We start from the raw sequence: 21474 nt of genomic DNA on the forward strand, positions 1-21474 counted from the left end.
TAACTCAAAAAAATATGGCGATGAAAAAGATCCTCCTCGCGACACTGCTCGCAACAAGCATGTCCGCACATGGTGCAGAAAACTTTGTTGTTAAAGATATTCAGATTAAGGGACTACAACGTGTCGCTTTAGGTGCTGCATTACTCAAAATGCCAGTACGAGTAGGCGATAGCGTCGATTCTCAAGATATTTCCGATATCATTAAATCCCTCTATGCATCTGGTAACTTTGAAAATGTCAAAGTGTATCGGGATGACTCGACCTTAGTGGTTCAAGTTAAAGAGCGACCAACCATTGCGAGTGTGTCTTTCTCCGGCAATAAAGCGGTTAAGAAAGAGCAGCTACAAAAGAACTTGGACGCGTCTGGTATTCAAGTCGGTGAGTCGTTGGACCGTACCAAACTGAGAAGCATTGAGAAGGCGTTAGAAGACTTCTATTACAGTGTCGGTAAATATAATGCGACGGTAAAAGCGGTGGTTACGCCTTTGCCGCGTAACCGTGCCGATTTGAAGTTTGTGTTTACTGAGGGGGTCTCTGCGAAAATTAAACAGATCAATATTCTTGGTAATCATGCTTTTTCTGATGATACGTTACGCTCAAAGTTTGATCTCGATGCTAATGTTTCTTGGTGGAATTTTATCTCCAGTGACAAATATCAGAAGCAAGTATTAGCTGGTGACTTAGAAAAACTAAAAAGTTTCTATCTCAACCGCGGTTACTTGAAGTTCAAAGTCGAGTCAGCAGGGGTTTCTATCTCCCCAGACAAGAAAGGCGTCTATATTACGTTGAACTTGCATGAGGGTAAGCCTTATACGGTTAATAACGTTGAATTTAAAGGCGACTTGATTGGTAAAAAAGATGAATTTCAATCGCTTGTGAAGTTTAAAATGGGCAGTACCTACAATGGTGCGGCGGTCACGGCGTTAGAAGAAAATGTGAAAAAAATCTTAGGTGAAGCGGGTTACGCTTACCCTAAAGTACGAACTATTCCGAAGTTTGATGATGATAAGCAACAAGTTTCTTTAGTTGTTCAAGTTGATCCTGGTAAACGTATGTATGTGCGCGATATTCGTTTTGTCGGTAATAGTATTACTAAAGATGAAGTTTTGCGTCGTGAAATGCGTCAAATGGAAGGCAGTTGGTTAAACTCGAAATCTGTTGATACGGGTAAATCGCGTTTGAACCGCTTGGGTTTCTTTAAAACCGTTGATGTGAAAACTCAGCGCGTACCAGGTAGCGAAGATCAAGTTGATGTGGTGTATAACGTTGAAGAAGCGAACTCTGGTAGTGTTAACTTCGGTGTCGGTTACGGTACTGAATCCGGCGTAAGCTTCCAAGTTGGTTTGACTCAGGATAACTTCTTGGGTACCGGTAACCGCGTGAGTGTCAGTGCAACCACCAATGATTATCAAAAGAACATTACATTAGAATATCGAGACCCATACTGGACTCTTGATGGCGTTAGTCTTGGCGGCAAAGTGTTCTTAACTAAGTTTGAAGCTTCTGATGCAGGTATCGTCGATTATGATAACACCAGCTATGGCGGTAAATTAACATGGGGCTTTCCGTCCGATGAACTTAACCGTTTTGAATTTGGTGTAGGCTATACGCACAACAAAATTGGTAACTTAAGACCGTACGTGCAAGTTGAGCAATTTTTACAATCTCAACAAAGTAACCTAACGAATGATGGCAGTTTAGAAACTGATGACTTCGATGTGAGTCTGACCTGGACACGTAATAATCTCAATAAAGGGTATTTTCCGACCGAAGGTAACTACCAGAGAGCGTATTACGATATGACGGTACCTGGTTCAGATGCCTTGTATTATAAAATGCAGTATGACGTGCGTCAGTACTTCCCGTTAACAGAAAAACAAGATTATACCCTACTGTTACGTGGACGTTTAGGTTACGGTAATGGTTACGGTAAAACGGATGGTCAAGATAACTTATATCCGTTCTATGAAAACTTTTATGCTGGCGGTTTCTCGACGTTACGTGGCTTTAGTTCTAACTCTGCAGGCCCTAAAGCGGTATATCGTAGTTACTCTGATAGCAATAATGGCACAGAGATCGCAACGAAAGAATCAGTGGGCGGTAACGCAGTCGCGTTAGCCAGTGCGGAACTGATTGTTCCGACTCCATTTGTGTCTGAAGAGATGCAGAACCAAATCCGAACCAGTGTCTTTTTTGATATGGCAAGTGTTTGGGATACCGAGTTTAACTACAACGAGAGTGGCGCGTCGTACGGTAATAAATACTATTACGATTACTCGGATCCAACAAATTATCGCTCATCATATGGTGCTGCATTACAGTGGATCTCACCGATGGGGCCTCTGGTCTTTTCTGTGGCGAAACCAATTAAAAAATACGAAGGTGATGACGAAGAATTCTTTACCTTCACCATCGGCAAAACCTTTTAATAGGGGATTTAATTTTGAAAAATATCTTCAAAGCAGCAGGTGTAAGCCTCGTTATTCTTAGCTCTTCATTTTTTGCTAATGCCGCTGAGGCAGCACAAAAAATTGGCTATATCAATACGGCTCAGGTTTTTCATGAACTTCCACAACGCAAAGTGGTTCTGCAAAAATTGCAGTCTGAGTTTAAAGACAAAGCGGCTGAACTGAAAAGTATTCAGTCTCAAGCGCAAAAAAAGATGGAAAAACTTAAGCGAGATTCATCGCTAATGAGTGATGATGAACGTGATAAATTACGTGTTGAAATCAGCCAGTTACAAAGTAACTATAAGATTAAAGGCCAATCTTTAGAGAAAGCCAGTAAGCGTCGTGAAGCACAAGAAAAGCAGAAATTGTTTAAAGTTATTCAAAATGCAGTGCAAAAAGTCGCGAAAAAAGATGGCTATGATATGATCGTAGATATCAGTGCTATGCAATATGGCAAACCTGAGTACGATATTTCTAAAGAAGTCATTAAGTCTATTAAGTAATCGAAATTATGAGCACATTAACGTTAGCCGAGTTGGCAACTATTACAGGCGGGGAAGTGTATGGCGACAGCACAGCTGTTGTTTCATCAGTGTCTCCGATGGAGCGAGCAGGAAAAGGCGATGTGTCTTTCTTGTCTAACTCAAAATACAGCCAATACCTTACAGACTGCAAAGCCACTGTAATTATGGTTAAAGAATCAGAACGCCATTTGTGTAAGTCTAACGTGCTTGTTGTGCCTGATCCTTACGTGGCTTTTGCACGCGTTGCACAGGCGCTAGATAACACCCCACAGCCTGCGGTGGAAATTGCCGCAACGGCGGTCATTGCAGATGATGTAGTGTTTGGTGATAACGTCTCTGTCGGCGCTAACGCTATTATTGAATCTGGGGTTGTTCTGGGCGATGGTGCGGTTATCGGTGCCGGTTGTTTTATTGGCAAAAATGCCAAAATAGGACAAAAGACGAAGCTGTGGGCTAATGTGTCAATTTATCATAATGTCGTGATTGGCGAGCATTGCTTGGTGCAAGCGAATACGGTGATTGGCTCGGATGGTTTCGGTTACGCTAATGAAAAAGGCGAGTGGGTGAAAATCCCGCAACTTGGCTCTGTGCGAATTGGTAATCGAGTTGAAATTGGGGCGGGTACGACGATTGACCGTGGTGCACTTGATGACACGATCATTGAAGATAACGTTATCCTCGATAATCAATTGCAAATCGCTCACAACGTACACATTGGTTACGGCACAGCGATTGCTGGTGGTACCATCATTGCCGGTAGTACTTGTGTTGGTAAATACTGTATTATTGGTGGCGCGGTCGTGATTAATGGACATATTACCATTGCCGATGGTGTAACCATCACTGGTATGGGCATGGTGATGCGCAGTATTACAGAAAAAGGTATTTACTCGTCAGGTATCCCTTTACAGACCAATAAAGAATGGCGAAAAACGGCCACTCGAGTGCATCGCATTGATGAAATGAATAAGCGATTACGAGCGCTAGAAAAGCAGGTTGAACAAAAAAGAGACGTTTAATTCGCTTTTTTATTAAAAAGGCTCGCATATAGCGAGCCTTTTTCGTCTATAATGCCCGCAGAATATTGTTGATATAATGAATAGGACTATGACTTTGACTACTGAAAAGAAAACGATGAATATCACTGAAATTCAGGCGCTTCTTCCTCACCGCTACCCATTTTTGTTGATTGATCGTGTGACGGACTATGAAGAAGGCGAATATTTGGTTGGCCTTAAAAATGTTTCTGTCAATGAACCTCAGTTTACCGGTCATTTTCCTCAGATGCCTGTATTCCCAGGCGTGTTAATTTTGGAAGCCATGGCACAAGCGACAGGCTTATTAGCGTTCCAGACATTTGGCGCACCAAAAGAAAATGAATTGTATTATTTCGCAAGTATTGATAATGCGAAATTCCGTCGTCCAGTATCGCCTGGTGATCAATTGATCGTTAAGGTTGATTTCTTAAAAGAGCGTCGAGGTATCGCGCTATTCAATGGTACCGCAACCGTTGATGGTGAAGTGGTATGTTCGGCTGAATTGAAATGTGCGCGCCGAGAGTTTTAATATGATCCACGAATCAGCACAAATCCACCCATCCGCGGTGGTTGAAGAAGGGGCTATTATTGGCGAAAACGTCAAAATTGGTCCATTTTGCTATGTCGATAGCAAAGTTGAAATCGGCGACGATACTGAGCTCACCTCGCATGTCGTGGTAAAAGGTCCAACGCAAATTGGTAAAGGAAACCGTATTTTTCAGTTTGCGTCTATCGGTGAAGAGTGCCAAGACCTGAAATATAAAGGTGAAGACACCCGATTGATCATCGGTGACAATAATATGATCCGCGAAAGTGTGACTATGCATCGCGGTACGATTCAAGATGCAGGACTGACGCAAGTAGGCAGCAATAACCTCTTCATGATCAACGCGCATGTTGCCCATGATTGCGTCGTTGGCGATCACTGCATTTTTGCAAATAATGCAACATTAGCAGGGCATGTCACGGTTGAAAACAATGCGATTGTTGGCGGAATGTGCGCGGTACACCAATTCTGTCGCATCGGCGCCCATGCTATGTTAGGTGGCGGCTCTATTGTTGTGCAAGATGTGCCACCCTTTGTGATGGCGCAAGGCAACCACTGTGCACCGTTTGGTGTTAACATTGAAGGTCTCAAGCGTCGTGGCTTTGAGAAACCGCAGATTCATGCTATTCGTCGAGCTTATAAAGCGATGTATCGCTCTGGCTTAACGTTAGCCGAAGCAAAAACTGAGATGGAGAAAGATGTTGAGGCATTCCCTGTCGTACAACACCTTCTCGATTTCCTCTCTGATTCCACACGCGGTATTATTCGTTAAGCGAAGTGTGTAATGAGATTAAAAAGATCGCTGCTTTCGAGGAGCGATCTTTTGTGTTTTATGAATAAGGACTTGTGAGTCTTTATCCATAAAAATTCCCTTATTAGCGTTATCAAAGGATGAGCACATTGGAAAAACCATTGCGGATTGGCATTGTTGCCGGAGAAATGTCTGGTGACACTTTAGGTGAAGGTTTTATAAAAGCCATCAAAACTCAATACCCGAACGCTGAGTTTGTTGGTATTGGTGGCCCCAAGATGAAAGCGCTTGGGTGTGAATCACTGTTTGATATGGAAGAGCTATCAGTGATGGGCTTGGTAGAAGTCCTCGGCTGTTTACCACGTTTATTGAAGGTTAAAGCGGAGCTTGTCCGATACTTTACCGAGAATCCACCGGATGTCTTTGTGGGGATTGATGCGCCCGATTTTAATTTACGCTTAGAACGTAACTTAAAAGATGCGGGGATCAAAACGGTTCATTACGTTAGTCCATCGGTCTGGGCTTGGCGCCAAAAACGTATCCATAAAATTGCCGCTGCGACTCACTTAGTGTTAGCCTTTTTACCTTTTGAAAAAGCGTTTTATGATCGTTTCAATGTGCCATGTGAGTTTATCGGACACACCTTGGCGGATGCTATTCCCATGCGCACTGATCAGCAGGCCGCCCAGCAGCTATTAGGGTTAGATCCTGAACGTCAATGGTTAGCCGTATTACCTGGCAGTCGCGGCGCGGAAATGAAATTATTGGCAGAGCCTTTTATCGAAACCTGTCGCGTACTTAAACAGTCTCGTCCTCAGTTAGAGTTTGTTGTAGCGTTAGTGAATGACAAACGCCGTGCTGAGTTTGAAGAAGTGTGGCAACGCGTTGCTCCGGAGCTCCAGTTTGTTTTAGTCAATGATACTGCAACCAATGTGATTACGGCCGCTGATGCGGTAATGTTAGCATCTGGGACCGTGGCATTAGAGTGTATGCTACTCAAGCGCCCGATGGTGGTTGGGTATAAAGTGAATGCCATTACCGCTTATTTAGCACGTAAATTATTGAAAACTGATTATGTTTCCTTACCGAATATTTTAGCGAAACAAGAATTGGTCAAAGAGCTATTACAAGAAGATTGCACGGTAGATAACCTGACTTATCATGTGGCTCAGTTGCTCGATACCGATAACCAAGCCATGTTGGATAAATTTGATGAAATGCATGAGTGGATTCGCAAAGATGCCGATACGCAAGCCGCTCATGCGGTATTAACATTGATAGGAAAAACGCATGCCTAAAGCTACTGTGAAAGCGCTTCCCCCATTTGATTATCCACCTGAGTTTACAGTGTTTGCCGGTGTTGATGAAGTGGGTCGTGGCCCACTAGTGGGCGATGTTGTTACCGCTGCTGTCATTCTTGATCCGCAGCGTCCTATCGCCGGATTGACCGACTCAAAAAAATTATCGGATAAAAAACGCCAAGCCTTATTCATTGAAATTAAAGCCAACGCGCTTGCCTGGTCGGTGGGGCGATGCTCTCCAGAAGAAATTGATCAATTGAATATTTTGCAAGCTACCATGGTAGCAATGCAAAGGGCGGTGGCTGGGCTTACTATTTCACCGCAAATGGTGCTTATTGACGGTAACCGAACCCCACAATTACCGATGCCGGCCGCGGCCGTGGTAAAAGGGGATTTGCGCGTTGCAGAAATCAGTGCTGCTTCAATCATTGCTAAAGTCGTACGAGATCAAGAAATGGCTGATCTTGATGCAGAGCATCCACAATTTGGTTTTGCCCAGCATAAAGGTTATCCAACCAAAGCCCATTTTGCCGCTATCGAACAGTATGGCGTGATTGATGAACACCGTAAAAGCTTTGGTCCAGTTAAGCGGGCGTTAGGCCTTGCATAACGGCTGTTTTATGACGCCAGTTTCTCGTAAAATATCTCTCAACCAATAACAACGCTAAGTAGCCAGGATTAAATTGAATGTCAGATCCAAAGTTTATCCATTTACGCATTCACAGTGACTACTCAATGGTCGATGGCTTAGGCAAGGTGCCGCCATTAGTTAAGAAAGTGGCCGATATGGGGATGCCCGCGATGGCATTAACCGACTTTACTAACTTATGTGGGTTAGTTAAGTATTATGGTAATGCGCATAAAAATGGCGTTAAACCTATCATTGGTGCCGATTTCTTGATGCGTTCTGAGGCGTTTGGGGATGAGCTGACCAAAATCACGGTATTAGCTAAAAATAATCAGGGTTATAAAAATCTCACGTTACTGATTTCTGATGCCTATTTGCGCGGACACATTCAACATCAGCCGGTTATTGATAGAGACTGGTTGGCGAAATATGCTGATGGATTAATTATTCTCTCCGGCGGGAAGTGGGGAGAGATTGGCCAAGCGTTACTCAAAGGTAATATGGAAACGGTGCAGGAATCTATTGAGTTTTATCAAACTCATTTTGCCGACCATTTTTATTTAGAGCTGACCCGCACTGGCCGCCAAGATGAAGAAAATTATCTGCATTTTGTGTTAGATGTTGCCCATGAACATCAATTACCCGTTGTAGCAACGAATGATGTGGTATTTCTATCGGAAGATCTCTTTGATGCCCATGAGATACGTGTTGCTATCCATGATGGCTACACGCTTGTGGATCCTCGCCGACCTAAAAATTATAGCCCGCAGCAATATTTACGCAGCGAAGCTGAAATGTGTGAGTTGTTTGCCGATATCCCAGAAGCGCTGCAAAACACGGTTGAAATCGCCAAACGCTGTAATGTGACAGTGCGTCTTGATGAATATTTCTTACCTAACTTTCCAACTGGCGGGCTAGAAATTGATGAGTTCTTGGTTAAAAAATCGTGGGAAGGTCTTGAAGAACGCTTAGCGTTTTTATACCCAGATGAACAAGAGCGCGTTAACAAACGCCCTGACTATGATGCGCGTTTAGAGCGTGAGCTTGGCGTGATTAACCAGATGGGGTTCCCTGGGTACTTTTTGATCGTGATGGAGTTTATCCAGTGGTCGAAAGACAATGATATACCGGTAGGGCCTGGACGAGGCTCCGGTGCTGGCTCGCTGGTAGCCTATGCCCTTAAAATCACCGATTTAGACCCATTACGCTACGATCTACTGTTTGAGCGTTTCTTGAACCCTGAACGAGTCTCCATGCCCGATTTCGATGTCGATTTCTGTATGGATAAACGGGATTTGGTCATTGATCACGTTGCGGATATGTATGGCCGTGACGCCGTATCGCAGATCATTACCTTTGGTACCATGGCGGCCAAAGCTGTGATTCGCGATGTAGGTCGAGTCCTTGGGCACCCCTATGGGTTCGTTGACCGTATTTCGAAAATGGTGCCCCCCGATCCAGGCATGACGCTAGAAAAAGCGTTTATCGCTGAACCGGCGCTCGTTGAGGCTTATGAAGGCGATGAGGAAATCAAAGAACTCATCGATATGTGTCGAATTTTGGAAGGTTCGACGCGAAATGCGGGGAAACATGCCGGTGGCGTGGTGATTTCGCCAACAACCATTACCGATTTCGCCCCCTTATACTGCGATGCCGAAGGTAACCACCCGGTAACACAATTTGATAAAAATGATGTCGAAACCGCTGGTTTGGTTAAGTTCGATTTCCTTGGGCTACGTACGTTAACCATTATCGACTGGGCGCTGGGTATGATTAACCCTCGCCAGAAAAAGAAAGGTCTAGAGCCAATCACCATCGATGCGATTAATCTTGAAGATCCGGCATCGTTTACCATTTTAAAAAATTCTGAAACCACCGCGGTCTTCCAGTTGGAATCACGTGGTATGAAAGAGTTGATTAAACGCCTTCAGCCAGATTGTTTCGAGGATATTATCGCATTGGTGGCGTTATTTCGCCCTGGTCCATTGCAATCGGGCATGGTAGATAACTTTATCGACCGTAAGCACGGTAATGAAGAAATTTCGTATCCAGACGTTAAATGGCAGCATGAATCCTTAAAAGAAATTCTAGACCCGACTTACGGCATTATCTTGTATCAAGAGCAGGTCATGCAGATTGCGCAGGTTCTAGCCGGATATACCTTAGGCGGCGCGGATATGCTGCGCCGTGCAATGGGTAAGAAAAAGCCGGAAGAAATGGCCAAGCAACGGACTATTTTTCAACAAGGTGCTGAAGAGAATGGGATTGATGGCGAACTCGCCATGAAGATATTCGACTTGGTAGAAAAGTTCGCGGGTTACGGTTTTAACAAATCGCACTCTGCTGCTTATGCGTTGGTTTCTTATCAGACCTTATGGTTGAAAACGCACTTTCCTGCCGAGTTTATGGCAGCGGTAATGACCGCGGACATGGACAACACGGAAAAAGTCGTTGGCTTGGTTGATGAATGTGCCCGCATGAAACTTTCGGTATTGCCGCCTGATGTTAACGTAGGTCAGTATCGTTTTACCGTCGACGATGACGGGGCAATCGTGTATGGTATTGGCGCGGTAAAAGGTGTCGGTGAAAGTCCTATCGATGCTATTTTAGAAGCTCGCCAGCAAGGGGGCTATTTTAAAGATTTATTTGATTTTTGTGCTCGAGTCGATTTAAAACGTGTCAACAAGCGTGTGATCGAAAAACTGATTTTAGCCGGCGCGTTAGATCGCCTTGGCCCACACCGTGCAGCGATGCAGGCGTCTCTAGAAGAAGCGGTAAAATCAGCTCATCAGTTTCATCAGGCAGAATCGTTTGGGCAAACGGATATGTTTGGTGTCTTAATGGATGCACCAGAACAAGTTGAGCAAAAATATACTCAAGTGCCTAAATGGCCTGAAAAAGTTTGGTTAGAAGGGGAAAGAGATACCCTTGGGCTATACTTAACCGGACACCCGGTAAATGAATATGTACGTGAGCTGAAAAATTACACGGATTGCCGCTTAAATGAGGCGGTGCCGACACGACGTGACCAATCGGTCACTGTGGCAGGCTTAGTGATTGCAGCTCGCGTAATGACCACAAAACGTGGTTCGCGTATTGGATTAATGACCATCGATGACCGTTCGGGAAGAATGGAGGTGATGTTATTCTCTGATGCGTTAGATCGCTATGCGGAATTACTGGAAAAAGATAAAATACTGGTCATTTCCGGACAGGTCAGCTTTGATGACTTCAATGGTGGTCTTAAAATGTCAGCGCGTGAAGTCATGGATTTGGGTAGCGCGCGTGAAAAATATGCCCGGGGCCTATCATTATCACTAGAACAATCGCAAGTGAATGGGTCGTTTTTTGAGCGTTTTAATGAGATATTAGAACCTCACCGAGCAGGAACAGTTCCTGTCAATGTATATTACCAGCGCGCGAATGCACGTGCACGGATAGCTCTTGGTACCGAGTGGCGTGTCACGCCCAACGATACATTGTTAGATGAATTAAAACAGTTACTTGGTAATGACCAGGTAGAACTTGAATTTAACTAGACTCAACGTTAGATAACCTGTTGAGTAAGAAAGGATCGTTAGATGAGCCTCAATTTCCTAGATTTTGAAAAACCGATAGTAGAACTGGAAGCCAAAATTCAGGCACTACGTGATGTGTCTCTTCACGGTGGTGACACTGCGGTTGATCTCGACAAAGAGATCGAACAGTTAGAGAAGAAATGCTTAGAGCTTAAAAAGAAAACCTTTGGTGATTTAGGTGCTTGGCAAGTTGCTCAGCTAGCACGTCATCCACAGCGTCCTCATACATTGGACTACGTGGAAAATATGTTGACGGAGTTCGATGAACTTGCAGGTGACCGTGCATATGCTGATGATAAAGCGATTGTTGGTGGTATGGCTCGTCTAGATGGTCGTCCTGTTATGATCATTGGTCATCAAAAAGGCCGTGAGACACGTGAAAAAGTGAAACGTAACTTTGGCATGCCAAGACCAGAAGGCTACCGTAAAGCCAAGCGTTTGATGGAAATGGCGGAACGTTTCAATATGCCAATCATTACTTTTATTGATACCGCCGGGGCTTACCCTGGGGTGGGCGCAGAAGAGCGCGGTCAGTCAGAAGCGATCGCGACTAACCTAAAAGTGATGTCAGGCTTAACGGTTCCAGTGATTTGTAACGTTGTTGGTGAAGGCGGCTCTGGTGGCGCGTTAGCCATTGGTGTCGGTGACTATGTGAATATGTTGCAATACTCAACATACTCGGTCATTTCTCCTGAAGGTTGTGCCTCTATTTTATGGCGTGATTCGGATAAAGCGCCACAAGCTGCTGATGCAATGGGCTTGGTTGCTCCTCGCTTGAAAGAATTAGAGCTCATTGATGAAATCATTGAAGAGCCACTTGGTGGAGCTCATCGTGATTACAAATTGATGGCTGCGAATATTAAAGCCACGCTATTACGCCAACTTGCGGAACTTGATAACTTAGAGTCTGATGATTTGCTTGATCGTCGATACAACCGTCTAATGCAATACGGTTACTGCTAAGTATTTATCCGCGGTAAGTATGATAAGAAAGGGTTGGCTATGGCCAACCCTTTTTGTTTTCTTAAATAACGCGGTAAACTGATTATTCAAGTAACCTTAGAAGATAATTATGGGCTCACTTTATACAACGTTTAAACAGCAGCTAGACGCGAGCGACTATACGCGTTTTATTCTTGCTTTTAGTGGCGGGGTTGATTCACGTGTATTGCTAGACTTGTTAGCTCGTTATCAACAAGAGCGAACCGTTGAGTGTTTGGCGGTACATGTTCACCATGGTTTAAGCGCGAATGCCGATGACTGGGCCGAACGGTGTCAACAGTGGGGCCTTGCCTCAGATATTCCTGTTATTGTCGAGTATGCACACATTGCCCATGTGACAGGAGCCAGTTTAGAACACGTCGCGCGCGATGCTCGTTATGCGCTGCTTGCAAAGCATGTGACCGAGAAGAGTTGTTTGTTGCTTGGTCAACATGCTGATGACCAAGTAGAAACTTTTTTATTAGCATTAAAGCGTGGCAGCGGCCCTAAAGGGCTTGCGAGTATGGCACAACATGACACCTTTGCTAAAGGTGGTCGACTGCGACCGATCTTGACTCATACTCGTCGTGATATTGAAGAGTACGCGGCGCGCCATCAATTACACTGGGTGACGGATGAGAGTAATCAAGATGAGCGCTTTGACCGCAATTTTTTACGCCATCAAATTACGCCGAGTTTAACCGCACGTTGGCCAAATATTTACACCTCTATTCAGCGCTCTGCTGAACTGTGTGCGCAACAAGAAGAGGTGATGAATTATTTACTGGAAGATAAGCTCAATGCTGTACGACATCATGACAACAGCCTATCGATTACTTGTCTACAACCGCAACCTGAGGCGCTTCGAGCTATGATCTTTCGGCGTTGGCTACATAAACTCGGCGTTACTATGCCAAGCCGACGTCATACACAGATGATGTGGCATGAAGTGGCATTAGCCGCCAGTGATGCCAACCCTATGCTTAACTTAGGTGTGTATCATATTCGCCGTTTTCAGCAGCGTTTATATTGTGTGCGACCGGTTGACGATGTTAGCCAATGGCAGCAGGTATTGCGTTTAGACGAACCACTCGTATTACCGAGTGATTTAGGTACGCTATACTTACACACTGGAGAAAGTAATGGATTAAGTCTGAGTTTGCCGCCAGATTATGATTCTAGTGCATTGAGCGTATCGTTTGATCCAGCAGGGCGAGAAGCGAGGCCACAAGGTCGAGCCGGCCGCCGTAAATTAAAAAAGCTTTATCAAGAAATGGGGATCCCGAGCTGGCATAGACGGCAATATCCGATTATTTTATATCGCGAGCAGGTGGTGGCTGTCGCAGGGCTATTTGTGACTCAAGATTTTTATGGACAAGATTATACGCTTAGTTGGCAGCAAGATTAGCGGTTTTCTCAATAGTAAACGGATCATCACAGTGAGGTACATCAATGAAAAAATGGTCATCATTAGGCTTAGTTGTCATCGGAATATTAATGAGTGCACATGTTTGTGCTGCCGGTGATGTGGCTGCGGGAGAGAAGAAGGCCGCAGGGTGCGTAGGTTGTCACGGTAAGAATGGCGTTGCGGTCATTCCTGGGTATCCGAGTTTAAAAGGGCAAAACGAACAGTATTTAGTGAATTCGATGCACGCGTATAAAAAAGGTCACCGTACCGGTGGTTTGGCTGGGATGATGAAATCGCAAGTCTCTGGTTTAAGTGATCAAGATATTGATGATATTGCTGCATATTTTGCTCAACTGTAAATAGATAAGCCGAGCCTAGCAGTATGCGGATTTTTGTTTGATTGTTTTTTCTAGCTGAATAATAATGCCGTTAACAGATAAGTTTAAGGGATGAACATGAAAAAAATAGAAGCGATTATTAAGCCATTTAAGCTTGATGACGTGCGTGAAGCACTAGCCGATGTTGGTATTACGGGAATGACTGTGTCCGAAGTCAAAGGGTTTGGTCGTCAAAAAGGTCACACTGAATTATATCGTGGTGCCGAGTATATGGTTGATTTCCTGCCTAAAGTGAAATTAGAAATTGTCGTCGGTGACGATGTGGTGGATCAATGTGTTGATACCATTATCGAAGTGGCTCAGACGGGAAAAATCGGTGATGGTAAAATTTTCATTACTGATATTGCGCGCGTTGTACGTATTCGTACTGGCGAAGAAGACGAAGAGGCGATTTAACCCAGCTGAAGCGTTTTACGCTAGCTACATCGTGATAAACAAAGTAATAAGGAGCAATTGCTCCTTATTTTATATGGGTAGAAACGATGAAAAAACGATATTTTTTTTATTCGGGGTTATTAGTGATTGGATCTGGGGTGACGAGTTTTTTGTCCGTGTTTTCTGTACCAAGACACCCACAGTTACTCACTGTTAATCGCGATAAGCAAGAAAACCCTAGTGTGTGTTATCAAAGTCCATCGTCGACACACGTGGATAATAATGGACATTTGAATATACTTGTATGGAATATTTATAAGCAAAAACGCGAGCAGTGGCCACAAGCATTAAGCGATTTGAGTCAGCATTCAGATCTGGTCTTTTTACAAGAAGCGAGTATGACCAACCGTTTAAAAGATTGGATCAATCAGCATAGCTGGGATGGGACTCAAGCCAATGCTTTTCGCATTCTCGGTGACTCGACAGGTGTACTTAATTTAGCGAAGACCATGCCGAGTTTAGCGTGTGCTTATACAGAAGTTGAGCCATGGATTCGTTTGCCAAAGTCGGGGATCTATGCAGAATATCCATTAAGTAATGGTCAAACACTGGCAAGTGTCAATGTGCATGCGGTCAACTTTACTTATGGTACGGTAGAGTATAAAGAACAAATTCAACGTTTGATTGACCGTTTATCACGACATAAAGGCCCTATCATTATTGCTGGTGACTTCAATAGTTGGAGCGATAAGCGCATGCGCGTATTGCACAAGGCGTTGACAGAGATGGGACTTAAAGAAGTAAGCTTTAAGCCTGATAATCGTATTCGATTTATGACAGGGCTAGTCCTAGACCATGTGTTTTATCGAGGAATGACGGTGAAAAAGGCGCAAGTACCGACATCGGCGGCCTCTGATCATAATCCAATGCAAGTCTCGTTTGAATTAGAATAAAAAAGAGTCCCAATAGGGACTCTTTTTTTCGCTGCTGTTTATGCTTACGCTATATGCTGACTTTGGTGACATCGACATAGAGTTTAAGTTTTTGATGCGGCTGCAAGTATTTCTGGTTGGCCAAATTATTCCACTGAATAATATCTTTGGTTTTGACTTTAAATTTGGCGGCAATAGTGCTGATACTATCGCCACTACGGACTTGATAGTTCACAGTACGGATAATGGCACCATCGGAACTGTCTTTCCAAATAACCAGCTTTTGGCCGACGCTGAGCGTATCTATCGGGCTCATGCCATTCCATTTCGCTAACGAACGATAAGAGACATTATTCTTACGAGCTATGGTCCATAAGCTTTCTCCTGAAGCAACCGTGTGGAGGATCTTATACTGACCACGCGCCATAGATTGTAAGCGGCGTAAACGGTTCTGAGCCGTCAAAGCATACGCTTTGGCATCTTTAACCGAGTTAGGAATCATCAAGTATTGGCCAATACGAATGGTGTTTCCGGATAAATTATTGGCTTTTTCAATAACTTTCGTCGTTGTTCGATGTTTTTTAGCGATGACACTTAAACTATCGCCTGCTTTGACCTTATAACGAACCAGTTTTAGGCCTTGACCTTCATGCTCGGCAATGCTGTTTTCGAACTCGTCGACGTGCTCAATAGGAATTAATAACTGGTGAGGGCCATTAGGAGCGGTGGCCCAGCGATTATACGCCGGATTATAACTTTGTAATTCTTTGACTGACATACCGGCATATTTAGCCGCAATAGCAAGGTCTAGTTGCTCATCAGGATCGACTAATTGTAATACCGGTTTATTAGGGATCGGCGGTAAATCAATACCGTATTTTTTCTGATGGGCAATAATGTCAGCCAGTGCTAAGAGTTTAGGGACATAGCCGCTGGTTTCTTTAGGTAGATTCAGCGAAAAAAAGTCGGTCGGTTTATTTAAGCGTCGATTTTGGCGGATAGCGCGTGACACTCGACCCCCACCGCTATTGTAAGCAGCAATGGCCTGATACCAATTACCATCAAAACGCTTACCGAGTACCTCTAAATAAGACAGCGCCGCATCAGTAGCCGCATCTACGTCTCGGCGACCGTCATACCAAAAATTCTGTTGTAAGCCATACATTTTGCCAGTGGCAGGGACAAACTGCCATAAACCAGCCGCACTGCCGTGAGAGTAAGCAAAGGCGTCAAAGGCACTTTCGACGACTGGTAATAAAGCGAGTTCTAGAGGTAAGCCGCGATCTTCAATTTTTTTCGTAATTAAATACAAAAATGGTTTAGCGCGCTGTGCGACAATTTCTAAATGCTTAGGATGCGTTAAATACCAAGTGCGATAATATTGTACGGACTTTTTATCAGGCACCGGCAGTTTCATTTGCATGCCAATACGTTTCCACAAGTCAGTTTGCTCTTGTGGCGTCTGTTTACGCGGCTTCTTTACCGGTTTCACCTGTGTTTGTGGTGTGCTGGATTTGGCAGTATGCGTCTCAGTCTGAGACGTTGTCGGATCCCCATTCGTCTCCGAAGAAGATTGATTCTCAGGTGACATTGTTTGGCAGCCCGAAAGCAGCAAAGCAACGACCCAAGTAAAATGTACTCGCATGTAAGACAGCCTTATTTCTGAATGGCAGCTGATAATACTTGCCAGCTCAGTGTGCTGACAAGTACGAAAACGTTAAAATTCGTTTTTCCACTCGCGTAATGCAGTGAAAATAGAGAGCGGCTCAGTATCAATAGTTCGATTAGTGACTGATTTAATAACTGTTTTTTCATCAGTTCTTAAAAAAGGATTGATCGCTTTTTGTACTTTTAATGTTGTTGGCAGTGTTGATTTATCTTGAGCTCGTAGGCGTATAACATCATCACGGTAGTGTTTGAGTTCTTGGTTATCTGGTTCTACAGCCATGGCAAAGGCAACATTGCTCGTTGTGTACTCATGAGCGCAATATACTTCGGTTTCTTCTGGTAATGTCATCAATTTGTTCAAAGATTGATACATTTGCTCCATCGTCCCTTCGAACACACGGCCACATCCCGCAGAGAAAAGCACATCACCGCAGAACACTTTATTGTCGCCGACATAGGCGACGTGTCCCAGCGTGTGACCTGGTAGCTCCATAACACTAAAACGATGATCAAACAGTTCAATTTGATCGCCGTCTATGACAGCATGGGTCTGAGTGGGAATAGGCTCGTTTTTAGGCGTGACGACATTCACTTTAGGGTAATGATGAACAATATCAGGAACGCCCCCAATATGGTCCGCATGATGGTGGGTGATTAAAATAACATCTGGAATTAATTGGTGTTCTTGTAGATACTGAAGAACTGGTGCGGCTTCCCCTGGGTCGACGATCGCACAACGTTTTTCATCATTGTGAATCAGCCAGATGTAATTATCGTTAAATGCGGATATGCTTTTGATATGTAACATGAGTTATCTCCAGTCGCTCAGGTGAAGTGAGTTAGCAATGAAACCAGCACGTAGTAAAAGAAAATTGGAACAGCCTCATACTTGGTCACAACTTAAAAATGGCCAATGGGTGAGTGAGTCGATTCAAATGCGCCTTGATGAATGGAGCCCTAAACTTTTTGGGTATCATATGCTCAAGCTTGGCGGTTTAAGCTGTGAGCTTGCCAGTAGTCAGTGCAATATTCAACACCAAGTTCACCTCGATATGCATAATCCAGCGCATACAGTGATTGCCGATTACTATGATTTGCCATTTCTAGAAAAAAGTATTGATGCGGTTATTTTATCTCATCAACTGGATTTTTGTCATGACCCACATCGATTGCTGCGTGAAGTTGATCGCGTACTCATTGATGATGGGTCATTGATTATTACGGGATTTAATCCAGTAAGCTGGATGGGCGCTGAGCGATTACTGCCATGGAAGAAAAACAGCTTGCCGTGGAGTGGCCGCATGTTTACCCCGACCCGTGTGAAAGATTGGTTAGGGTTACTCAACTATCAAGTGGTGTCTTGTGATCAATACGCAACGTTTCCCATTCACCGCTATCGAACTTTATGGACGTGGCTCGAGAACTCGTTAGGTAGCGTAGGGGCTCGCTTCGGTTGTTTGTATTTCATTGTGGCTCGCAAGCGAACCTATCCATTACAACCGATTAAACCACATTGGCGTTTTAAGCGGCGTTTTTATCCAGTTGGCGTAAACTTTAAGGTGCAAGACCGTGTTAACTATCACGCGCAAGAAGAGCACCTTATGGCTAAGTCTTATGAGGCTTGATAACCTAAGTCATCATTATTTGGTGCTTCGGCGGCAGCGCGAGCCAGATCGTCACATATTTCATTTTCACGATGGCCCGCATGGCCTTTAACCCAGTTCCAAGTAAGTTCATGGCGTTGGGCTTCACGGTCTAGTGCTTGCCATAGATCGGCATTTTTAACCGGTTGTTTGGCGGACGTTTGCCACTGGCGCTTTTTCCAATTATGGATCCATTGGGTAATACCTTGGCGGACGTATTGGCTATCTGTAGTGAGGGTTACATGGCAGGGTTCTTTGAGTGACTGCAAGGCGACGATAGCGGCTAACATTTCCATACGATTATTCGTGGTAAGATAGTACCCGTTATTTAGCGTCTTTTCGGTACTTTTATAGCGCAGGACAATCCCATAGCCACCGGGACCTGGGTTACCGAGGCACGAACCATCAGTGAAAATTTCGACGTGTTTCTTCATGATTTGATATTATTAATAAACGCATATAATTCGCATAGTTTGACACAGATAGATCATAATGAATACTAGCAGCAATTCAGAGTACAACCGCATCATCGTTCTTGATACGGAAACCACCGGTATGAACCGCGAAGGTGGCCCACATTACGAAGGGCATCGCATTGTTGAAATCGGTGCGGTGGAAATTGTTAATCGTAAATTAACGGGGCGCCATTTTCATGTTTATCTGAAACCTGACCGGGAAATACAAGAAGAAGCGATCGCGATACACGGTATTACCGATGAATTTTTGATTGATAAACCACTATATCGCGATGTTCACAGCGAGTTCCTAGAATTCATTAAAGGGGCTGAGCTGGTGGCGCATAATGCGCCCTTTGATACCGGCTTTATGGATTATGAGTTTGCCAAACTTGATAAGAAGATTGGTAAAACAGAAGATTACTGCAAAATCACCGATACGCTGGCAATGGCGAAGAAAATCTTCCCAGGTAAGCGCAATAACTTGGATGTATTGTGTGATCGTTACGGTATCGATAACTCTCATCGTACGCTGCATGGCGCATTACTCGATGCGGAAATTCTAGCTGACGTATATTTGTTCATGACCGGCGGTCAAACGTCTCTACAATTCGCGTCAGGAAATAATGGTAATGGTGAAATGGGAAGTGCTTCGATAAAAAGAGTGACTGAAGATCGAAAACCATTAAAGGTATTAGCTGCAACGGCCGATGAATTACAAGCACACCAAGAAAGATTGGAGTTAGTCACCGATAGCCTTTGGGCAAAGTAGGAGCTTGTATGCACAAGGTGGTAATAGGGGTATTGATTTGGCTAATGGCAAGTAGCGTTTGGGCTGCGAGTGAGTCAACAATGTCTCTGCTGGATAACCGTTTTCGCGTCGATCCGAGCATTCAGCAGATCACATTTGTGATATACCGTAAGAAACCTTCTCGTCCGGTTGTGTTGGTAAGGCCTGATGGTCAAAAATATTACGCATGGAAAGCCCCTGATAATGTAAAGTGGTATGAAGAAACATCAATGGATATTATCTCCATTGATAACCCTATGCCAGGCCCTTGGCAGGCGGTAGGTAAAGTGACGCCTGAAAATCATATTAAGCTCATTTCTAATTTACAACTGACGTCCGATCACTTCCCTGAACGGCTTTATCAAAGTGAGGTACTGAAATTTACCGCACGATTAACATCGGATGATCAGCCTATTTCTCTGCGTGATTTTTTAGAGCGGGTTAAACTCAAAGTCACATTTACTCCATTTGTTGAAAACGAGGAGTCTCTGCCTAAAGAGGCTCGCCCGATCCCTGATGTATTAGGAGATTTTTCTGATGATGGCCGAGACTTAGACGAAAAGGCGGGAGATGGTATTTTTACGGTTGCGTTGCCTGTGAATGTTGAGCCCGGAAAGTATCGTGCGCGAATTACCTCAGGTAATGGTGTGTTTTTACGCGCACAAGAACAGACGGTGCTTGTCTATCCTAAACCATACTCCGACACATTGATTCAATCGCGTGATAAAACTCAACCGCATCAAGTTGTTGTCAGTGGTGAAAAAGGATCGCTTGAGCCCGGTTCTTTGGCAATGCAAATTACGCATAAAGATGAGCAAGGCCATGTGGATCATTTCGATGCGCAGTCACCGAAAGACTCTCTTTCGTTATCCGTGGATATTCCTAATACTCAAGAGTTTGGCCAATATACGTGGTCAGGAACGCTTTATGCCAACGAGCTCGCCACTAAAAGGCCGTTAATTTTCCCGATTAGTCAGCAGTCTTATAGTCTTGTGCATGAGATTGATCTAGAGCAGGCGCGGCTGATGCAGGAAAAACAAGCGGCAGAGCGTCGTAAGAAAGAACTGGAGCAAGCCATTCTTGAAAGGCGTGCAGAGAAACGCAAAATGGCGATAATTTATATTATTGTTGGCAATATCGTCGCGATGTTGCTTGCCGTTTTAGCGTGGTTTATTTGGCGTAAAGTGAAAGCACGTAAAGCCATGCAGCCAGAAATGCAGCTCGAAGTCCCTAAAAAATAAGGCGAGTGAATAGGTCCGTGGTAGCGTTTGTACTTTAATTGGTCAGAGTGTTGTCCAGCGCTCAATTCTTTTCTATTTTCTATCGACACACTAGACGGATTCGGTACACTTTGTTTAATGCGATGTTCATGATGGCATCGCCAAGCGATTAACTAAAGAGACAATATTCTATGTACCAAGATTTGATCAAACAAGAACTAAGTGAAGCCGCAGAAGTGTTAAACACTTTTCTGAGTGATGAACATAATATTCAGCAAATCCAAGCTGCTGCTAAGTTGATCGCGGATTCATTCAAACAAGGCGGTAAAGTGTTGTCTTGTGGTAATGGTGGCTCTCACTGTGATGCGATGCATTTTGCTGAAGAGCTAACGGGCCGTTATCGTGAGAATCGCCCAGGTTATCCTGGTATTGCGATTTCGGATCCAAGTCATTTATCTTGTGTAAGTAATGATTTTGGTTATGACTATGTGTTCTCACGCTATGTCGAAGCTGTTGGTATGAGCGGTGATGTATTATTTGGTTTATCAACTTCTGGCAATTCTGGGAACATTTTAAATGCGATTGCTGCTGCTAAAGCCAAAGGCATGAAAACCGTAGCTCTAACGGGTAAAGATGGCGGTAAAATGGCGGGGGAGGCGGATATTGAAATTCGTGTTCCTCATTTTGGATATGCCGATCGTATCCAAGAAATCCATATTAAAATTATTCATATCGTTATCCAGCTAATTGAAAAAGAAATGGAATAATCGCCTATTGATTGAGAAGTT

Annotated in this window: 20 protein-coding genes; 17 read left to right on the plus strand and 3 right to left on the minus strand. The window is 44.1% G+C overall.

Features of this window, described 5'->3' with window-relative positions:
* The first annotated feature begins 14 nt into the window (after positions 1 to 14).
* The 13 genes from bamA (at position 15) to OCU30_RS03160 (ending at position 14931) form a co-directional block, all read left to right on the plus strand.
* Complete coding sequence (gene bamA, locus OCU30_RS03100; protein WP_077311372.1) at positions 15 to 2429, plus strand: outer membrane protein assembly factor BamA; 2415 nt, start codon at positions 15 to 17, stop codon at positions 2427 to 2429.
* A gap of 14 nt (positions 2430 to 2443) precedes the next feature.
* Positions 2444 to 2953: an OmpH/Skp family outer membrane protein gene (locus OCU30_RS03105; protein WP_077311374.1), complete on the plus strand. Its 510-nt coding sequence runs from the start codon at positions 2444 to 2446 to the stop codon at positions 2951 to 2953.
* Positions 2954 to 2961: 8 nt separating this feature from the next.
* Complete coding sequence (gene lpxD, locus OCU30_RS03110; RefSeq protein WP_077311376.1) at positions 2962 to 3993, plus strand: UDP-3-O-(3-hydroxymyristoyl)glucosamine N-acyltransferase; 1032 nt, start codon at positions 2962 to 2964, stop codon at positions 3991 to 3993.
* Between the two features lie 115 nt (positions 3994 to 4108).
* Positions 4109 to 4540: a 3-hydroxyacyl-ACP dehydratase FabZ gene (gene fabZ, locus OCU30_RS03115; protein ID WP_205408764.1), complete on the plus strand. Its 432-nt coding sequence runs from the start codon at positions 4109 to 4111 to the stop codon at positions 4538 to 4540.
* Position 4541: 1 nt separating this feature from the next.
* Positions 4542 to 5330: an acyl-ACP--UDP-N-acetylglucosamine O-acyltransferase gene (gene lpxA / locus OCU30_RS03120; RefSeq protein ID WP_077311380.1), complete on the plus strand. Its 789-nt coding sequence runs from the start codon at positions 4542 to 4544 to the stop codon at positions 5328 to 5330.
* Between the two features lie 128 nt (positions 5331 to 5458).
* The gene (gene lpxB / locus OCU30_RS03125; protein ID WP_077311382.1) at positions 5459 to 6607 is read left to right on the plus strand and encodes a lipid-A-disaccharide synthase; all 1149 of its coding nucleotides are present in this window, start codon (positions 5459 to 5461) and stop codon (positions 6605 to 6607) included.
* Complete coding sequence (gene rnhB, locus OCU30_RS03130; RefSeq protein WP_077311384.1) at positions 6600 to 7220, plus strand: ribonuclease HII; 621 nt, start codon at positions 6600 to 6602, stop codon at positions 7218 to 7220. The genes lpxB and rnhB overlap by 8 nt, the downstream gene beginning before the upstream one ends.
* A gap of 77 nt (positions 7221 to 7297) precedes the next feature.
* Positions 7298 to 10777 (plus strand): DNA polymerase III subunit alpha, encoded by a 3480-nt coding sequence (dnaE, locus tag OCU30_RS03135; RefSeq protein ID WP_077311386.1) that lies wholly within the window; start codon positions 7298 to 7300, stop codon positions 10775 to 10777.
* Between the two features lie 42 nt (positions 10778 to 10819).
* Positions 10820 to 11779, plus strand: a complete 960-nt coding sequence (gene accA, locus OCU30_RS03140; protein ID WP_077311388.1) for an acetyl-CoA carboxylase carboxyl transferase subunit alpha — start codon at positions 10820 to 10822, stop codon at positions 11777 to 11779.
* Between the two features lie 109 nt (positions 11780 to 11888).
* Positions 11889 to 13205 carry a tRNA lysidine(34) synthetase TilS gene (gene tilS, locus OCU30_RS03145; protein WP_077311390.1) on the plus strand — a complete coding sequence of 439 codons (1317 nt, stop codon included), beginning with the start codon at positions 11889 to 11891 and terminating at the stop codon, positions 13203 to 13205.
* A gap of 44 nt (positions 13206 to 13249) precedes the next feature.
* Positions 13250 to 13564, plus strand: a complete 315-nt coding sequence (locus tag OCU30_RS03150) for a c-type cytochrome (RefSeq protein WP_077311392.1) — start codon at positions 13250 to 13252, stop codon at positions 13562 to 13564.
* A 96-nt stretch (positions 13565 to 13660) separates the two neighbouring features.
* Positions 13661 to 13999, plus strand: a complete 339-nt coding sequence (gene glnB / locus OCU30_RS03155) for a nitrogen regulatory protein P-II (protein ID WP_077311394.1) — start codon at positions 13661 to 13663, stop codon at positions 13997 to 13999.
* Between the two features lie 86 nt (positions 14000 to 14085).
* A complete protein-coding gene (locus OCU30_RS03160) occupies positions 14086 to 14931 on the plus strand; it encodes an endonuclease/exonuclease/phosphatase family protein (RefSeq protein WP_077311396.1) in 846 nt (281 codons plus the stop codon).
* 49 nt (positions 14932 to 14980) lie between these two features.
* On the opposite strand, the gene OCU30_RS03165 is transcribed toward OCU30_RS03160, so the two are convergent.
* Together OCU30_RS03165 and gloB are read right to left on the minus strand one after the other, a co-directional pair.
* Positions 14981 to 16555 carry a lytic transglycosylase gene (locus tag OCU30_RS03165; protein ID WP_077311398.1) on the minus strand — a complete coding sequence of 525 codons (1575 nt, stop codon included), beginning with the start codon at positions 16553 to 16555 and terminating at the stop codon, positions 14981 to 14983.
* A 72-nt stretch (positions 16556 to 16627) separates the two neighbouring features.
* On the minus strand, positions 16628 to 17386 hold the full coding sequence (gene gloB / locus OCU30_RS03170; RefSeq protein ID WP_077311399.1) for a hydroxyacylglutathione hydrolase: 759 nt from the start codon (positions 17384 to 17386) through the stop codon (positions 16628 to 16630).
* Positions 17387 to 17423: 37 nt separating this feature from the next.
* Here gloB and OCU30_RS03175 point away from each other — a divergent pair, with 37 nt between their 5' ends.
* Complete coding sequence (locus OCU30_RS03175) at positions 17424 to 18203, plus strand: class I SAM-dependent methyltransferase (protein ID WP_077311400.1); 780 nt, start codon at positions 17424 to 17426, stop codon at positions 18201 to 18203.
* Here OCU30_RS03175 and rnhA read toward each other — a convergent pair.
* Positions 18191 to 18655 carry a ribonuclease HI gene (gene rnhA, locus OCU30_RS03180; RefSeq protein WP_077311402.1) on the minus strand — a complete coding sequence of 155 codons (465 nt, stop codon included), beginning with the start codon at positions 18653 to 18655 and terminating at the stop codon, positions 18191 to 18193. The two genes, OCU30_RS03175 and rnhA, sit on opposite strands and share 13 nt — an antisense overlap.
* Positions 18656 to 18713: 58 nt before the next feature.
* Between rnhA and dnaQ the strand changes: the two genes are divergently transcribed.
* From dnaQ to lpcA, 3 genes are all read left to right on the plus strand, one after another.
* Positions 18714 to 19448 carry a DNA polymerase III subunit epsilon gene (gene dnaQ, locus OCU30_RS03185; RefSeq protein ID WP_077311404.1) on the plus strand — a complete coding sequence of 245 codons (735 nt, stop codon included), beginning with the start codon at positions 18714 to 18716 and terminating at the stop codon, positions 19446 to 19448.
* An 8-nt stretch (positions 19449 to 19456) separates the two neighbouring features.
* Positions 19457 to 20707, plus strand: a complete 1251-nt coding sequence (locus tag OCU30_RS03190; RefSeq protein ID WP_077311405.1) for a TIGR03503 family protein — start codon at positions 19457 to 19459, stop codon at positions 20705 to 20707.
* A 170-nt stretch (positions 20708 to 20877) separates the two neighbouring features.
* Positions 20878 to 21453, plus strand: coding sequence for a D-sedoheptulose 7-phosphate isomerase (lpcA, locus tag OCU30_RS03195; protein WP_077311407.1), 576 nt, complete (start codon positions 20878 to 20880; stop codon positions 21451 to 21453).
* The last annotated feature ends 21 nt before the right edge of the window (positions 21454 to 21474 follow it).

This window comes from Vibrio palustris (genome assembly GCF_024346995.1).
Lineage (GTDB): Bacteria > Pseudomonadota > Gammaproteobacteria > Enterobacterales > Vibrionaceae > Vibrio > Vibrio palustris.

Coding starts and splice junctions, on each gene's coding strand:
- rnhA (WP_077311402.1), bottom strand. CDS start 18,655: ATGAAGAAACACGTCGAAATTTTCACTGATGGTTCGTGCCTCGGTAAC.
- OCU30_RS03150 (WP_077311392.1), top strand. CDS start 13,250: ATGAAAAAATGGTCATCATTAGGCTTAGTTGTCATCGGAATATTAATG.
- lpcA (WP_077311407.1), top strand. CDS start 20,878: ATGTACCAAGATTTGATCAAACAAGAACTAAGTGAAGCCGCAGAAGTG.
- OCU30_RS03165 (WP_077311398.1), bottom strand. CDS start 16,555: ATGCGAGTACATTTTACTTGGGTCGTTGCTTTGCTGCTTTCGGGCTGC.
- dnaQ (WP_077311404.1), top strand. CDS start 18,714: ATGAATACTAGCAGCAATTCAGAGTACAACCGCATCATCGTTCTTGAT.
- lpxD (WP_077311376.1), top strand. CDS start 2,962: ATGAGCACATTAACGTTAGCCGAGTTGGCAACTATTACAGGCGGGGAA.
- tilS (WP_077311390.1), top strand. CDS start 11,889: ATGGGCTCACTTTATACAACGTTTAAACAGCAGCTAGACGCGAGCGAC.
- glnB (WP_077311394.1), top strand. CDS start 13,661: ATGAAAAAAATAGAAGCGATTATTAAGCCATTTAAGCTTGATGACGTG.
- OCU30_RS03160 (WP_077311396.1), top strand. CDS start 14,086: ATGAAAAAACGATATTTTTTTTATTCGGGGTTATTAGTGATTGGATCT.
- OCU30_RS03190 (WP_077311405.1), top strand. CDS start 19,457: ATGCACAAGGTGGTAATAGGGGTATTGATTTGGCTAATGGCAAGTAGC.
- rnhB (WP_077311384.1), top strand. CDS start 6,600: ATGCCTAAAGCTACTGTGAAAGCGCTTCCCCCATTTGATTATCCACCT.
- accA (WP_077311388.1), top strand. CDS start 10,820: ATGAGCCTCAATTTCCTAGATTTTGAAAAACCGATAGTAGAACTGGAA.
- fabZ (WP_205408764.1), top strand. CDS start 4,109: ATGAATATCACTGAAATTCAGGCGCTTCTTCCTCACCGCTACCCATTT.
- lpxA (WP_077311380.1), top strand. CDS start 4,542: ATGATCCACGAATCAGCACAAATCCACCCATCCGCGGTGGTTGAAGAA.
- OCU30_RS03175 (WP_077311400.1), top strand. CDS start 17,424: ATGAAACCAGCACGTAGTAAAAGAAAATTGGAACAGCCTCATACTTGG.
- dnaE (WP_077311386.1), top strand. CDS start 7,298: ATGTCAGATCCAAAGTTTATCCATTTACGCATTCACAGTGACTACTCA.
- gloB (WP_077311399.1), bottom strand. CDS start 17,386: ATGTTACATATCAAAAGCATATCCGCATTTAACGATAATTACATCTGG.
- bamA (WP_077311372.1), top strand. CDS start 15: ATGGCGATGAAAAAGATCCTCCTCGCGACACTGCTCGCAACAAGCATG.